Source organism: Pseudomonas sp. ICMP 3272, assembly GCF_001466905.1.
GTDB lineage: Bacteria > Pseudomonadota > Gammaproteobacteria > Pseudomonadales > Pseudomonadaceae > Aquipseudomonas > Aquipseudomonas amygdali.
This window is the reverse complement of the sequence record NZ_LKEK01000067.1, coordinates 195-15,687: the sequence shown is the minus strand read 5'-3', so window position 1 is coordinate 15,687 and position 15,493 is coordinate 195. Positions and strand designations below refer to the sequence as shown.

Here is a 15,493-nt window from a genome sequence, read left to right as displayed (position 1 = left end):
TTATCGGCAATGTACGTCGAAAAAGCCGTTGGTCACTTCGAAATTAATCGATGACATGCTGAAACTGAAGCGTCCGCGCAGGCGCAGAGTATAGGGATTGGCTTCCAACAGGCTCAGGGTGCCGTTTTGAAAGTGTGCTGAATGATAGAGGGTGTTCTGCCGGTGCTGCGTTTCGCTGTAAATCACTTTGATCTGGGCATGGCCTGGCAGATCGTGATCACCGGGTTTCAGGTTGCTGTCCAGAAACAGCCCGATAGTCGTTCGCTTTGTGCCCACCTTGCCGTCGACGATCAGCTTCCATACCCACTGCTCGGGGGCCTGCTCCAGCTCTGCCCGCAAGGTCAACTGGCCCGCCAGGGCAAGCACCTTGAACGGTCGCTTGTTGACGCTGGCCTGAAAACTGCCTTCACAGGACGGTGGACGAACAAAGCGTTTGGCTGGGGATGTGGTGTGGTGCATGGCCTGACTCTGTAGAACGTATGAATAGAAGCAGGGCGTTGCCCTCTCGGGTAACGCCCTGTTTGATGATTACAGGTTCATCAGTTTTCGATCATCTGATGCCAACGCCAAGACTGGAGTTGTGGCTCTTCAGCTTGAAGTTTCCGCCAGAGACCATGTTTTTCACGTAGTACCAGTTCCAGCCCCCGATGCCGGCGCTTGAAACAGTGGACGACCAATAATTACCGTTGCCCATCGGCCAGCGATTGCCGTACAGGTTATAGATCTCCACCAGTTCGTGAATGGTCGGAATCCTTGCGCCGTTGTTGCCTGCGTTTTTGCTGATCTGAGAAAAGCTCCCGCTGCCCAGGCCGATGCAATGGATGACGCCGACGACGGTGATCAGGTAGCTTTTACTCGCGCCCGAGGCATCGGACGCCGTAATGGTGGCCATGCCGTTGCCTCGAACCGAGGCCAGCCCGTTGCTGTCCACTTTCGCGACCAGCGGGTTGCTCGATGTGTACTGATAGGGTGCCTGTCCGCCGCTGGCCTGACGCTGAAGGGTGGTGTCGGCCGGGAAGTTCGGCAGCAGGTCCGGCGAGCCTGGAAGCAGATAAACCTTGCCGGCCAGCGTGACCGGCGAGGTGTCCAGCACCAGCTCGGGCTGCCCCATCAGAATCTGCAGCGCCAGTGTGTCGGATACCTGTACCAGACCATTGATGCGATTGACGACATAAGAAATCGCCACCGTCTGCCCGGCGTTTGCCGTTACCAGAGCAAACGCAAACAGCATCTCCAGCGTCTTGCCGGCTTCTGCGCTCGACAGGGTCTTTTCCTTGGTGTCACTGCCGTTCGGCCCTTGCCATTGCACGATCACCTGATCACCGGCTTTCAGGTTGGCGGTGGCGTCGATCACCACGGTTGCCCCGGATGGGGCGTTAGCCGGGTCTAGCGTGTTGCCGGTGGCTTCTTTTATGGTTGGGGTGGGCAGGGGCGTTGCTTGCGCGAGTTGCAGCTTCACGTCCACCGCCTCCGAGGCCATGGACAGATTCCCTGCCATATCTGTAATCGTGTAGTAAACCGGCGCCTCAATGTCGCCAATCAACTCCAGGAACGGTCTGGCGAAGTCGACCATTGTTCGCTTGAGACCCACGTCATCACTGCTCACCACCGCCATCGGACCGGGCAGATCATTCCAGTAGGTGCGGACAACATCACCCTCCTGCATGCCGTTGTAGCTGGCAATCGTCCCTGAAAGCACGTTACCCATGGTTTGCAGTTCTTCTGAGGTCAGACCGTTCTGTACCTGCGTGGGGAAAATGATGGGGGCGAGGAGTGGGTCGCCAGGTGGGGTAAGGTCTACGATGACAACTGTCTCGGCAGAAAACTCGACGACCATATTAATAGGGTTTTCGACCGCGTAAGCCACCGAGTGACGGCCTTCGGTCAACAGCTCGGATGGAATGTGCAGCATGAGGTCGTCACCTGGCATCTGCGAAAGCAGGATCTCTTTCTTGAGACCAATAAGCACGCCATCGAAGTACAGCTGATAGGTATAGCCGGGGCGCGCGCCTTGCCAGACGTTCAACAGCACTTCGAGGGGCGTGTTCAAACTGTCGATGGGTAATAGCCCATCGTTCAAGGCGGCTGCGATGACTGGCGAAGTCAGCACGTTTTCTTTTTTTTCAGTCGCAAGGTTATACATGGGCGTTCCTTATATGTGTAAAAGTTGCGGGCCTTGTGAGCCCGCAACGGTTTAGCGACTCAGACAGGTAAAGTCGGTAGGTTTAAGCATATGCACGATGACGCGAGTGACCGTGGAGTTTGCCGGACTTTGATTGCTGCCTTCGACAGGGTCGACGGTATAACTCGCCTCCGCAAACCCTGTGCAAATAAGCAGTGTGTTGATCTGAGGGACCTTGAATACATGCCCTTGCACAACATCCACTTCATCCAGCTTACGAGTCGTCACATAAGTAGCGGCTTCGATGGGATTATTGAAGTCGTCAAAACCCTTGAACGTGAAGGTGATCTTCTGGCCCTCGGCAATATTTACATAAGGTGAAACTTTTACATCGGCACCGTCCGGATTTTCATTGGGGCCCAGCACTCCGTTGGGCGTGAGATTGAACGTGGGCCCGGTCAATCCGTTTTCGCCCCCGGGTTGCTCTTCTCGAGACCGTACTGTTACAGGCTGAGTCGGACTCGTCATACTGTTTGGGTTTCCTGTGCGCGTGACTGTGAAGTACACCGGAATGGCCTCGCCGGTGCCTTGCAACTTCATCAGCTCGTTATCAATCGGAATAATCAAGTCTCTTGTCGCTGCAACGTCGCTAGACCGTATTTGATACCACTGCGTTTTTACCTGGTTACCCCAATACAGGTTCAGATCATCATTGATTTCGAACCCTGTATTCCAGAGTACTACTCCTCTGCCGTTCAACTCGTAATCGTCTTCGTCGATGAAGTTGTCCTGGGTGTTCGGGTTTTGTACGCTCGTTCCTTGTACCGTCAAGTTGCTCAAGGGGGTGGGGAAGGGAAGTGTTGTAAAAACGTCTATGTGGGTGTCCAGCGATGTGCCCGTCAGTTCGCCGTTGCGAGACACTTCATAATGAACCGCTGCGTCGCCTTGCGGACCTTGGGCAATGGCCTCGAATGGCAGCTTCAACGTGAGTATGACGGCTTCATCTTCGTCGCCAGGTGCAACGAAGACAGGGGTCAAGGGATTATTGGTGCCCCAGAACAGCTGGATGCTATCAAGCGCCGCTGCGCCCGGATAATGGGGGATGTCGACCAATACTCCGGCCTGAGCTTCCTGATAATCAATCAGATCGCCTAGCGCTTGATCAATCACAGGTGCCGGATAATCAGAAGGCAAGTCTTTCAGCCTTAATTTCACCGCTACAGTGTTCGAGAGGATTGAAGGGTTGCCCGCACGGTCGATGACCTGGTAACACACCTGCTTTTCTTCCTCCCCCAACGTTTGTAGAAACGCTCGTGTAAAAGTGACCGAGACCTTGTCCAGCCCCATATCGGTTTCGTTGACGACAGCAGTGGGGCCTACGATATCTCCCCACCTGGTCAGAATGCGGTCATGCTTGGCCATACCGGTGTAACCGGCAATCTGTACATCAAGTTGGCCACCCAGTTGATCGAGCTCGGCGGCAGTAAGACCGTTCTGGATCTCGGCTGGGAACTGTATGGCAGCAAGCTCCGGAGCGCCTGGCGCTGTCCGGTCGATCTGAATCCGGAAAATTTCCGATTTCTGTTCTACCTGATTGATCGGATTGACAACGACGTACGCGACATCGTGGAAACCTTCCAGCAACAGTTCGGCCGGGATCTGCAGGTGCAGGGGGTCTCCTGGTGCATGTGAGGGCAGAATCAGTTTTCGGGGACCGGTCGCGATACTGTTGAACAGCAGTTGATAGGTGTAACCAGGAAGTGCGGCTGGCCATACAACGAGATCGACCGTCAACGTTTGGGATGCGTCAGCGACCGGTATGAGCCCTGGCGTATCCTGATCATGAAATGCGACTGCAATATCGGGTGCAGTCAATACAAGATTCAAGTTTCGATGCCTGTTTCCGGAAACTGAAACAGGTGTTGGGAGATAGTTGTTTGAGCAATTTTTCATGTGTAGATGCCTTGTCATTAAAATTTTGTAGGGGATTTCCTACTTTTTCGAACGTGTTTCTGAATGAGGTTTTTTGGCTGGTACTTGGCGAAAGAGCTAATGATGTTCTCAGTCACAATTGGACGTAATAGGGTTTTAGTGGGTTGGTCAAGTGGTTGCGTGGGAATTATTTAATTGGTTTGCGAATTTTTTGCTTGGCGTCCATTTGGATGCTCGCTGTAAGAAAGTTCTTATATTATTTTGGGAATGCTCCTACGTTTTGGGTATTGAACAGGGCCAGAGTTTATGAATTAAGTGAGCTATCTTTCCACTCTCAAAAAAACGAGGAGATGGACGGTGTCTAGTAGAAAAAGTAATGTCGTTAAGTCGCGGGGTGGCGCGTTTCAACTTGCCGTGATTGCCTTTGGTGCTCTAGCTAATGTGCAGGCGTCGGCAGCGGCATCGAGCGATAATAATGGTCTGTCTTTAGACACTGAAGCAGTCACCGGATTGTGGCCGGATGAAGAGTTGCCAGATGAAACCGTTAGACGGGCTGAAATCATTACCGTAGGTCCTGATACTCCCTTCGATTCTTATCATATTGGTGATCAAAGTATTCTTAATATTGTCGGTGGGCGAGCAGACCAGGTGGTCGTGAGAGACTCTACGGTCAATATTCAGTCCGGCGTGGTTGAGAGCGGTATCAGCCTTTCCGATGCGCTGGGTAATCTCTCCAACGCTACCGTGAAAAACGCGACAGGTAGCGGCATCGTTCTTCATGGAGTGATGGGCTCTATCAACCCTGGCTCCACGGTATCGGCTCATTCAAGCGATGTATCGGGATCGGGCTACGGTATTTCAGTCGGGTTGTGGGGGGCGCTGAGTATTTTCAATACCGATGTGCGCGGGTTTGCGTCGCAAAGCAAAAGTGGGCAGGGGATTTTTGTTTCTGGCGCCAATGTGCTGATCGCCGACAACAGTCATGTGACAGGCGACATGAATGGAATCCATCTGGTAGATGGATCCCAAGCCGGAATACTGGTCGGAAACAAGTCCGTTGCTGTGATTGACCGATCGATAGTCCAGGGTTTGGCCGGGGCCGCCATCAAAGTAAACCAGCGCGCTGCGCTCGACATCGAGGCCGACATTGCTGTGCAAAACCATTCCGAGCTATGGGCCGGAAATGGCAACCTGCTGGAGGTGGAAGATCACAGCACTGTCAACTTCAACGTCGACAACAGCACCCTCTACGGCGACCTTGTCGCCGATGACACCAGCACCCTGAACATCACGCTGCAAAACGACGCGCAATTGAACGGCGACATCGTCAATGGCAACCGTCTGGCGATTACCTCGGGCAGTCACTGGCAGATGCAGGGCGACAATGCCGTCAGGTCGCTTTCCCTGCACGGGGGGAGGGTTTCGTTTGCTGGTGAAGGGTTCCATACACTTTCGCTGAATGAGTTGTCAGGGGGCGGCACGTTTGGCTTGCGCGTGGATCTGGACAACGGTGTCGGAGATCTTATAGACGTCAACGGCCAGGCCAGTGGGCAGTTCGGGTTGCGGGTGCGCAACACGGGGGTGGAGGTTGTCTCTGCTGACATGGCACCGCTCAAGGTGGTGCATACCGAAGGTGGTGACGCGCAATTCAGCCTGCTGGGCGGGCGTGTCGACCTCGGCGCCTATTCGTATCTGCTGGAGCAACAGGGCAATGACTGGTTCATCGTCGGTAAAGACAAGGTCATAAGCCCCTCGGCCCAGAGCGCGCTTGCGCTTTATAGCGCGGCACCTGCCATCTGGATGAGTGAGCTGTCTACCCTGCGTTCGCGCATGGGCGAGGTTCGCGCGAGCGGCAGGGCGGGCGGCTGGATGCGTGGCTATGGCAACAGGCTTAATGCCACGACCAGTGATGGTGTCGACTATCGGCAGAAGCAAAGTGGCCTGTCGCTGGGTGCCGATGCGCCTGTCGAGGTCAGCAGCGGCCAGTTGGTGGTGGGTGTGCTGGGAGGGTACAGCACGTCCGGTATCGATTTGAGCCGTGGCACCACGGGCAAAGTCGACAGCTACTATGCAGGTGCCTATGCCACCTGGCTGTCGGACGATGGCTACTACGTTGACGGGGTGCTCAAACTCAACCGCTTTCGCAACAAGGCAGATGTTGCCATGAGCGATGCAAGTAAGGCCAAGGGTGACTACACCAACAACGGGGTAGGGGGCTGGGTAGAGTTCGGCCGCCACATCAAGCTGGCGGACGATTACTTCCTTGAGCCCTTCGCTCAGTTGTCCAGTGTCGTCGTTCAGGGACAGGAGCTGCGTCTGGATAATGGCATGAAGGCGAAGAACGACCACACCCAGTCGGTACTGGGCAAGGTCGGCACCTCGCTGGGCCGCAGTGTTGCGCTCAAGGATGGCGGAGTGCTGCAGCCTTATGTGCGTGTCGCCATTGCGCAGGAGTTTTCGCGCCATAACGAGGTGAAAGTCAACGACGTGACGTTCGATAACAGCCTGTTCGGTTCGCGCGGCGAACTGGGCGCCGGGGTATCGGTGTCGCTGTCCGAGCGTATGAAACTGCATGCAGACTTCGATTACATGAAAGGTCGGCATATCGAGCAACCCTGGGGTGCGAATGTGGGGCTACGCCTGGCATTCTGATTCTTAAGGCCAGTGCCTGAGCAACACCAAAGCCCCCGGTGAGTGATCACCGGGGGCTTTTCAGTTATTGATCGGTAAACCTGCGTTTGCGTTGCCTCTGTCGGGACGTGACAGGCACCGCGTAGTTGACGTTCACCCGCAACACCGGCGATGTGCCGATCAGGCGATGATCACGATAAAGCTCGTAATACAGGTCAACCAGGCCGTACTGAACATAGGGCGTGAAGTTGTAGGAAATACACAGCACACGTACCACGCTGTTTTCGCCTACCCTATGGAAAAGCGTTGTCGATGACAGGTTTTTCCCCCAATAGAAATGGATTTCGTCACCCCAGCACATTTTGACTGACCCGGGGATATGAATGGTAATGCCCGCATGTGCCTGCTCGTGACTGATGGAATCAGGATCGATGTTAGGCAACACAGGTGCTTTCAGCGTACTGGAAATATCGGATGGAAGGTGGAGGGGGCTCGCCTGTCGGTAGAGACTCTCGTGAGGTGGGGCTTCTTGAACAGCACTCGCGCTTTTGGGATTGTTTTTTTCTTTTTGGGTGCGCGCCGCTACATCCGTGGATTGTTCTTTATCCATCGTAAACTCTTTTATTGACATTAAGTTGAGTTGTTATGTATATGCCGGCAGTTGTCGGCAGCGGAAATATTACAAGGCACATAAGTGTTCAGGTCAAGTGTCTGCCCATTTCAAAGCCATGCATAGGTTGTGTATGGTTGTGCAGTTACATTTTGTAGCATGTGCGTACTAAATTATTGATCATTAGTGTCAGGGATGCTGTAAATAAAGGGTAAAGCTGGGTGCGGGTGTTTTTCTGGAACTTTTTCTGCGTGAAATACCTGTAGGACGTTAACTACAGATAAGTCTTACAAAAGGTAAAAAACTGCGTTTTGTCTAGATTCCCACTCATGCATAGGAATATTCACTCAACTTTATCATTAGGGTCTCGCACGCATCAGCGTGCGAAACCGTCAAGGTTGTAGGCAAGAAATGTAGGTTGCTGTGCTTAAAGCTGCATTGACAGCGTCACGGAGTGCGAGAGCAGTGACACATTGCCCGCACGGTCGATGACCTGATAATTGATGGTAACGTATTGGCTGTCCAGACCAAGCAGGAATGCTTTGCTGAAAATGATCTGCATGGGAACGGTGGCAAGGTTTTCAGGCTCCACCACATGAACCGGGCCTTCTCTGTTATTGCAGAAGGTCTGGATGCAATCGCCCGCCTGCATGTCGGCGTAGCCGGGAAGCATGCCTTTCAGAGCTTCGCCGAAATTGACCTGATGGAAGATGATTGGCGCAAGCAGTGCTGCGCCTGGGGCGGTGCGGTCGATAATCAAGGAGGTAAACGGTGAGTCCTCTTGAGTTTGGTTGATATTGTTCGTGGTCGTAAAGCACAAGGTGTATGAACGATCTTCTGCCAAAAACTTTTCGTCCAGCTCCAGATAAGTTACGTCGCCAGGGCTGTTATCGTGAGTCAGGATTTTTCGTTCTCCCACCAAATGACCGTCCAGGTTCAGTTGGATGTCATAGCCCGGACGCATCTTGCTCCAAAGTCCAACCTCAACGCTCACCGGCCGGTTCAGGCTGTCAACTGGCATCAGTCCATCAATAGGGCTGGCTGCTGGAACACGTGGTGCGGAAAATTGATAGTGCTGGCTGGAATCTTTCATTTTTCTCTCCAGTTAAAAAGCCAGGCGCCACATGGCGCTGAGCTAAAGTTTTACTCAGGTGATAAACGATAGTTACAGGGGTAATAAATAACTACCGCATCACCTGAATTTCAACTAATCGGAGTATGCATTCGCTGTCAATGGTCAAGAGTGCAACATTGCTGTCGTCAAAGGTGTTAAAGAAATATCCTACGCAGTCTTCAGATCGCTTCTCAGATTCTGTCAGATTGATATTTAAAGCTAACCGCGCACAACACTGACACCCCATAAAAAAGCCCCGACCAACCGAAGTTTGTCGAGGCTTTGAGAACAGTCTCAAGTCTCAGCGATTAAACCGCTCCACCAGCGAATACTGCGAGTTTGCCGTATCGGTCAGTTCACCACTCAACACTGCCGAGCGATGGGCTTCGTCCGATGTCTGGTCAGCCAGGCTGGCGATGGTGGCGATATTGCGGTTGATCTCCTCGGCGACGGCGCTTTGCTCTTCAGTGGCGGTGGCGATCTGGGTGGTCATGTCAGTGATGTTGGCGACGGCCTCGCTGATGCCCACCAGTGCCTGGTCCGCTTCCAGCACCCGGGCCACGCCTTCTTCTGCCTGACGGCGACCTGTGTCCATGGTTTGTACCGCGTCGTTGGCGGTCTGCTGCAGTTTGGCGATCAGGCCATGGATCTGCCCGGTGGACTCGGCGGTGCGTTGCGCCAGCTGGCGTACTTCATCCGCCACGACCGCAAAGCCGCGGCCCATCTCGCCAGCGCGCGCCGCTTCGATCGCCGCGTTGAGAGCCAGCAGGTTAGTCTGGTCGGCGATGCCTTTGATCACATCGACCACGCCGCCGATTTCATCGCTGTCCTTGGCCAGTCGGGTAACGGTCAGGCCGGTTTCGCCCACCGAGGTGGACAGGCGCTGAATGGCTTCGCGGGTTTCACCGGCGATATCGCGGCCGCGACGCGTCAGTTGATTGGCCTGCTGAGTGGCATCGGCGGCACGGTTTACGTGGCTGGCGACTTCCTGGGTGGTGGCGGCCATCTGATTGATGGCAGCGGCAACCTGCTCGGTTTCCACACGCTGGCGCTCCAGCCCGGTCGAACTGGCATTGGCCAGCGAGTTGGACTGACGAGCCTGACTGGTCAAATGTTCGGCGGTGTCCTGCAAACGCGTCAGACAAGTCTTCAGACGTGCTTCCTGGCTGAGGATCGACATTTCCAGGCGCGCTTGTGGACCACGGCTGTCGGTATACATCTGTGCGATGAGCGGGTCAGAGGTCGTCTGCTCGGCCAGGCGCAACAAGCGTTTGGTGCCGCGCTGCTGCCAGGACAGCCCCAGCAGGCCCAGTGGCACTGAAAGCGCCGCCGCCAGGGCAAAGCCCCAATGCGAGTTGAGCCATACGCCGATCAGGAAGCTCAGTTGACTGACCAGAATGAACGGCAGCCAGTCCTGAAGTACCGGCAGCCACTTGTCGCGGCCTGGTATCGCGCTCTTGCCCTTGTTGATTCGAGCATAAAGCGCCTCGGCACGACGGATCTGTTCGGCGGTCGGTTTGATGCGTACCGACTCGAAACCCACCACTTTGCGGTTTTCCAGCATCGGCGTCACGTAGGCGTTGACCCAGTAATGATCGCCATTCTTGCAGCGATTCTTGACGATGCCCATCCACGGCTGCCCGGTCTTGAGCGTGGTCCACATGTGCTCGAAAACCGCAGGCGGCACGTCCGGGTGACGCACGGTGTTGTGCGCTGCACCGAGCAGTTCCGCCTCGCTGTAACCACTGATATCGACGAAGGCATCGTTGCAATATGTGATCGTACCGCGGGTGTCGGTGGTGGAGATCAGTCGCTGCTCGGCAGGAAAAGTCCGCTCATGTTGAGTGATGGGCTGGTTGTTGCGCATTGGGTTTCGATCCTTCGATCCGGAAGACTATGGTGTGTTATCGGCCGGCGTGTCGATAAATTGAGCGGTGCGTCACAAATGACCGGGCAGTCAGCATTACCGGCCAAGCATGGGGTAGGTGAAAAGCCCGAAGTGCACCAGATTCAGACCGAAGTGACTGATTATCGCCGCTTGCAGGCCACCAAAACGAAACGCGATGCCGTACCCCACACCTGCCACGCCCGCCAATACTATCCACTCCCAGCCGGCGCCCGTGTGAGCGAGCCCGAACAGGCTTGCAGCGAGGGTGATCGACAGTGCGGTCGCAAACCTAGAGCCCTTGAACAGGCGCTGCAGACCGCCTTGCAGATATGCGCGGAAAAACAGTTCTTCGGTCAGGGTCACCAGCAGCAGGTTGTTGAGCAGCCATATCAGGCCTTGATCAGGCCATTTGGGTGACCAGCCGACAACGTTGAGAACGACGGCTGCGGTCATGCAGAACGCTGACGTCACGATCAACGCCAGAACGCCGGTTTGCAGCGAATGGGTCATGTCCACCCTGGGCACGATCCACGGGCAGGCCAGTATCAGCCAGAAGCCGATCAGAGGCTTGTCCAGATAAAGCGACATGGAAAAAACCTGGGCATCGGCCGTGAATCGGGTGGCCTCGATGACTTGCGCACTATTGAAGCCGGGTGCCAGATGAAAGGCCAATGCGAGGCCCGTCACAATAAACAGCGCATGACCAAAAAGGCGGATGTATTGATGGGAGGGCAATGCCACGCATAACCAGGCGACGAGCAACAGGCCGAAACTTGCGGCCGCAGAAGGGGCAAGGCTGCCATAGGACAGTGCCAGCGCGTAGCCAGCACTCAGAAGAAAGAGAACCAGCCAGTGCCTCGTACTCATGAGATACATCCTGCTTCAAGAAGCGCAGGATTCTATCCGACGTCCAGCGATGCCGGTTTGAGCTTATACAAATCTTCATGCACGAGCCTGACCCCTGAGCGGGGGGCAGGCTGCGTGTCAGGCATGCGTGTCAGGAAGCGATCAGCTGTCGCAACACGTAATGCAGAATGCCCCCCGCCTTGAAGTATTCCACCTCGTTAAGCGTGTCGATGCGGCACAGCACGTCGACGGTTTCCTTGCTGCCGTCTTCGCGGTTGATATGCAGAGTCAGGCTCATGCCTGGTTGCACGTCTGCGTTGGTCAGCCCGGTGATTTTCAGCGTTTCCTTGCCGGTCAGGCCCAGTGTCTTGCGGGTCTGGCCGTTCTTGAACTGCAAAGGCAGCACGCCCATACCGACCAGATTCGAGCGGTGAATCCGTTCGAAGCTTTCGGCGATGACAGCCTTGACGCCTAACAGATTAGTACCCTTGGCCGCCCAGTCGCGACTGGAGCCAGTGCCGTATTCCAGCCCCGCGATGATCACCAGCGGCGTATTTTCTGCCTGGTAGCGCATGGCTGCATCGTATATCGCCAGCTTCTCGCCGGAGGGCACATGCAACGTGTTACCGCCTTCCTCACCGCCGAGCATTTCGTTGCGAATGCGGATATTGGCGAAAGTGCCGCGCATCATCACTTCGTGGTTACCGCGGCGTGAGCCGTAGGAGTTGAAGTCCTGATATTTGACGCCTTTTTCCTGAAGGTAGCGTCCGGCGGGGCTGTCGACCTTGATATTCCCGGCAGGGGAGATGTGGTCGGTGGTCACCGAGTCGCCCAGCAAGGCGAGGATGCGTGCGTTTTCCACGTCTTCGATAACCGGTAATGGACCACCGATGTCTTCGAAGAACGGCGGGTGCTGAATGTACGTGGAGTCGTCCTGCCAGACATAAGTGGCGGCCTGTGGCACTTCGATGGCTTGCCATTGTTCGTCACCGGCAAACACTTCGGCGTATTCCTTGTGGAACATACCGGTGTTGACGCTGGCCACCGCATCGGCGATTTCCTGCTGGCTTGGCCAGATATCGCGCAGGTAAACCGGTTTGCCGTCCGACCCTTCGCCCAGCGGCTCGCTGCTGATGTCGATGCGCACCGAGCCTGCCAGTGCGTAGGCGACCACCAGAGGCGGCGATGCCAGCCAGTTGGTCTTGACCAGCGGATGGACGCGACCCTCGAAGTTGCGGTTGCCCGAGAGCACCGAGGCCACTGTCAGGTCGGATTGCTGAATGGCTTTTTCGATAGGCTCCAGCAGTGGGCCGGAGTTACCGATACAGGTGGTGCAGCCGTAACCCACCAGATCGAAGCCCAGGGCGTCGAGGTATTGGGTCAGACCTGCCGCGTTGTAATAGTCGGTCACGACTTTCGAACCGGGTGCCAGCGAGCTTTTCACCCAGGGCTTGCGCTTCAGGCCTTTCTCGACAGCTTTTTTCGCCACCAGCCCGGCTGCCATCATGACGCTGGGGTTGGAGGTGTTGGTGCAGGACGTGATCGCCGCGATCACCACAGCGCCGTCTTTCAGATGATAGGTCTGGCCGTTGTATTCATATTGGGTTTCGCCGCTGACCTGGGCCTCGTTGCCAACCGCGACACCGCCACCGCCTTCGCTCTCCAGGCGACCTTCGTCGACCTTGGCGGGCTTGACCTGCAAACCGAGAAAGTCGCTGAATGCCTTGGATACATTCGGCAGCGCGACACGGTCTTGAGGACGTTTGGGGCCTGCAAGGCTGGCTTCCACGGTGCTCATGTCCAGTTCCAGACTGTCGCTGAACACCGGTTCCTGACCTGCCAGACGCCACAGGCCCTGAGCCTTGCAATACGCCTCGACCAGCTTGACGGTCTCGTCAGGACGACCGGACAGACGCAGGTAGTCCAGCGTCACCTCATCGACCGGGAAGAAACCACAGGTCGCGCCGTACTCCGGTGCCATGTTGGCAATGGTCGCCCGGTCTGCCAGTGGCAGATCAGCCAGGCCGTCGCCGTAGAACTCGACAAACTTGCCGACCACACCTTTCTTGCGCAGCATCTGGGTGACGGTCAGCACAAGATCGGTGGCGGTGATGCCTTCCTTCAATTTGCCGGTCAGCCTGAAACCGATGACTTCCGGGATCAGCATCGACACTGGCTGGCCAAGCATCGCCGCCTCGGCTTCGATCCCACCCACGCCCCAGCCCAGTACGCCCAGGCCATTGATCATCGTGGTGTGCGAGTCGGTGCCGACCAGGGTGTCGGGGAAGGCGTAAGTGCGGCCGTCCTCTTCCTTGGTCCACACGGTGCGGCCCAGATATTCGAGGTTCACCTGATGGCAAATGCCGGTGCCGGGCGGCACTACACTGAAGTTATCGAAAGCGCTCTGGCCCCAGCGCAGGAAAGCGTAGCGCTCCCCGTTGCGCTGCATCTCGATGTCGACGTTCTCGCCGAACGCCTCGGCGTTGCCAAACTTGTCGACCATCACCGAGTGGTCGATGACCAGGTCCACCGGGGACAGCGGGTTGATGCGCTGCGGGTCACCACCAGCCTTGGCCACGGCAGCGCGCATGGCGGCCAGATCGACCACTGCCGGCACACCGGTGAAGTCCTGCATCAGCACGCGGGCAGGGCGGTATTGAATTTCCCGGTCCGAACGGCGCTCGGTCAGCCAGTCGGCAATAGCCTTGAGGTCGTTGCCAGTGACGGTCTTGTTGTCCTCCCAACGCAGCAGGTTTTCCAGCAGCACTTTGAGTGACATGGGCAGCTTGTCGAGGTCGCCAAGGGAGCGGGCAGCTTCCGGCAGGCTGAAATAATGGTAGGTCTTGTCGTCGATTTCGAGCGTTTTCAGGCTCTTCAGGCTATCGAGGGAAGGCATGAATATCTCCTTTCTGGATTGTTCTCCGAACATCGGTTAACGGGCTCCATGTGCATCAGGTCGGGAGCGCCGCATCAGGCTTCAACTGCTGTGGACTGTTCTGCAGCACCAGTGGTTCCTGGATTGGGCTATCATGCGCGGCTTTCAAGTCTGCGGGGTTACGCCCGAGTGCCCATTGCCCAGGAGTAACCCATGAATACAATGTTTATGCATTGCAGACCCGGTTTTGAAGGCGAAGTCTGTTCGGAGATATCCGATCACGCTGCGCGCCTGGACGTTGCCGGGTATGCCAAGGCACGCCCCGATACAGCCTGTGCCGAATTCATCTGCACCGAGGCGGATGGTGCCGAACGATTGATGAATGGCCAGCGCTTCGACGCGCTGATCTTTCCCCGGCAATGGGCGCGGGGGATGTTTCTCGAGTTGCCGGAAACCGATCGCATCAGCGTGATTCTTGCGCAGCTTTCAGCGTTCCCGGCCTGCGGCAGCCTGTGGCTTGAGGTCGTGGATACCAACGATGGCAAGGAGCTGTCGAATTTCTGCAAGAAGTTCGAGGCACCGCTGCGCAAAGCCCTGATGCAGGCAGGCAAGCTGGTTGACGATCCGCGCAAGCCGCGTCTGTTGCTGACGTTCAAGAGTGGCCGTGAAGTGTTTCTTGGTCTGGCCGATGCGGACAACTCTGCCATGTGGCCGATGGGCATCCCGCGCCTCAAATTTCCCCGCGAGGCACCCAGCCGTTCTACCTTGAAGCTGGAAGAGGCATGGCACCATTTCATCCCCAGAGACCAGTGGGACGAACGTCTTTCCGGCGACATGACCGGCGTGGACCTTGGCGCCGCACCGGGTGGCTGGACGTATCAACTGGTGCGCCGCGGCATGCTGGTGACGGCCATCGATAACGGGCCGATGGCGGAAAGCCTGATGGACACCGGGCTGGTCCAGCACTTGATGGCTGACGGTTTTACCTACAAACCCCGGCACCCGGTGGACTGGATGGTCTGCGACATCGTCGAGAAGCCTGCGCGCAATGCCGCGCTGCTGGAAACCTGGCTGGGCGAAGGCCTGTGCCGCGAAGCAGTGGTCAACCTCAAGCTGCCGATGAAACAGCGCTACGCCGAAGTACGCCGCCTGCTCGACCGTATCGAAGAAGGCTTTCAGACGCGAGGGGTACGGGTGTCCATCGGCTGCAAACAGCTCTACCACGACCGCGAAGAAGTCACCTGCCACCTGCGCAGGCTTGATGTGGCCAAAGCGGCGAGAAAGTGATTTCTCACACTCGCGCCGCATGCTTCAGTGACTATAGGATTTCAGTGACTATCGGATTATCGTGCCAATGCTCCGCGTTGGTACGCAGTTCGTGACGCTCTGCGTCACAAATCATCGATACGAAACAATGCCATGCCTTACACGCAGTCGCTGCCAACGCATTGCTTTTCAACCGCGATGGCACTGAC

Annotated in this window: 10 protein-coding genes; 2 read left to right on the top strand and 8 right to left on the bottom strand. The window is 56.2% G+C overall.

Going from position 1 to position 15,493, the window contains the following annotated elements; translation table 11 throughout:
• From AO068_RS19185 to AO068_RS19175, 3 genes are all read right to left on the bottom strand, one after another.
• Positions 1-459, bottom strand: a complete 459-nt coding sequence (locus AO068_RS19185; RefSeq protein ID WP_058409184.1) for a hypothetical protein — start codon at positions 457-459, stop codon at positions 1-3.
• 91 nt (positions 460-550) lie between these two features.
• Positions 551-2,143: a hypothetical protein gene (locus AO068_RS19180; protein WP_058409183.1), complete on the bottom strand. Its 1,593-nt coding sequence runs from the start codon at positions 2,141-2,143 to the stop codon at positions 551-553.
• Between the two features lie 51 nt (positions 2,144-2,194).
• A complete protein-coding gene (locus AO068_RS19175) occupies positions 2,195-4,075 on the bottom strand; it encodes a hypothetical protein (RefSeq protein WP_058409182.1) in 1,881 nt (626 codons plus the stop codon).
• 765 nt (positions 4,076-4,840) lie between these two features.
• Between AO068_RS19175 and AO068_RS19165 the strand changes: the two genes are divergently transcribed.
• Positions 4,841-6,706 carry an autotransporter outer membrane beta-barrel domain-containing protein gene (locus AO068_RS19165; RefSeq protein ID WP_058409181.1) on the top strand — a complete coding sequence of 622 codons (1,866 nt, stop codon included), beginning with the start codon at positions 4,841-4,843 and terminating at the stop codon, positions 6,704-6,706.
• Positions 6,707-6,770: 64 nt separating this feature from the next.
• On the opposite strand, the gene AO068_RS19160 is transcribed toward AO068_RS19165, so the two are convergent.
• The 5 genes from AO068_RS19160 to acnA all read right to left on the bottom strand — a co-directional run bounded on the left by AO068_RS19160 (position 6,771) and on the right by acnA (position 14,039).
• Positions 6,771-7,295, bottom strand: coding sequence for a hypothetical protein (locus AO068_RS19160; protein WP_058402125.1), 525 nt, complete (start codon positions 7,293-7,295; stop codon positions 6,771-6,773).
• Between the two features lie 427 nt (positions 7,296-7,722).
• Positions 7,723-8,388, bottom strand: coding sequence for a hypothetical protein (locus AO068_RS19155; protein ID WP_063611884.1), 666 nt, complete (start codon positions 8,386-8,388; stop codon positions 7,723-7,725).
• Positions 8,389-8,710: 322 nt separating this feature from the next.
• A complete protein-coding gene (locus AO068_RS19150; RefSeq protein ID WP_058402127.1) occupies positions 8,711-10,276 on the bottom strand; it encodes a methyl-accepting chemotaxis protein in 1,566 nt (521 codons plus the stop codon).
• A gap of 96 nt (positions 10,277-10,372) precedes the next feature.
• Positions 10,373-11,164: a CPBP family intramembrane glutamic endopeptidase gene (locus AO068_RS19145; RefSeq protein WP_058409180.1), complete on the bottom strand. Its 792-nt coding sequence runs from the start codon at positions 11,162-11,164 to the stop codon at positions 10,373-10,375.
• A 130-nt stretch (positions 11,165-11,294) separates the two neighbouring features.
• On the bottom strand, positions 11,295-14,039 hold the full coding sequence (acnA, locus tag AO068_RS19140; protein ID WP_058409179.1) for an aconitate hydratase AcnA: 2,745 nt from the start codon (positions 14,037-14,039) through the stop codon (positions 11,295-11,297).
• 192 nt (positions 14,040-14,231) lie between these two features.
• On the opposite strand from acnA, the gene rlmM reads away from it, so the two are divergent.
• The gene (gene rlmM / locus AO068_RS19135; RefSeq protein ID WP_058409178.1) at positions 14,232-15,305 is read left to right on the top strand and encodes a 23S rRNA (cytidine(2498)-2'-O)-methyltransferase RlmM; all 1,074 of its coding nucleotides are present in this window, start codon (positions 14,232-14,234) and stop codon (positions 15,303-15,305) included.
• Positions 15,306-15,493 lie beyond the last annotated feature (188 nt).

Coding starts and splice junctions, on each gene's coding strand:
- AO068_RS19185 (WP_058409184.1), bottom strand. CDS start 459: ATGCACCACACCACATCCCCAGCCAAACGCTTTGTTCGTCCACCGTCC.
- AO068_RS19180 (WP_058409183.1), bottom strand. CDS start 2,143: ATGTATAACCTTGCGACTGAAAAAAAAGAAAACGTGCTGACTTCGCCA.
- AO068_RS19175 (WP_058409182.1), bottom strand. CDS start 4,075: ATGAAAAATTGCTCAAACAACTATCTCCCAACACCTGTTTCAGTTTCC.
- AO068_RS19165 (WP_058409181.1), top strand. CDS start 4,841: ATGGGCTCTATCAACCCTGGCTCCACGGTATCGGCTCATTCAAGCGAT.
- AO068_RS19160 (WP_058402125.1), bottom strand. CDS start 7,295: ATGGATAAAGAACAATCCACGGATGTAGCGGCGCGCACCCAAAAAGAA.
- AO068_RS19155 (WP_063611884.1), bottom strand. CDS start 8,388: ATGAAAGATTCCAGCCAGCACTATCAATTTTCCGCACCACGTGTTCCA.
- AO068_RS19150 (WP_058402127.1), bottom strand. CDS start 10,276: ATGCGCAACAACCAGCCCATCACTCAACATGAGCGGACTTTTCCTGCC.
- AO068_RS19145 (WP_058409180.1), bottom strand. CDS start 11,164: ATGAGTACGAGGCACTGGCTGGTTCTCTTTCTTCTGAGTGCTGGCTAC.
- acnA (WP_058409179.1), bottom strand. CDS start 14,039: ATGCCTTCCCTCGATAGCCTGAAGAGCCTGAAAACGCTCGAAATCGAC.
- rlmM (WP_058409178.1), top strand. CDS start 14,232: ATGAATACAATGTTTATGCATTGCAGACCCGGTTTTGAAGGCGAAGTC.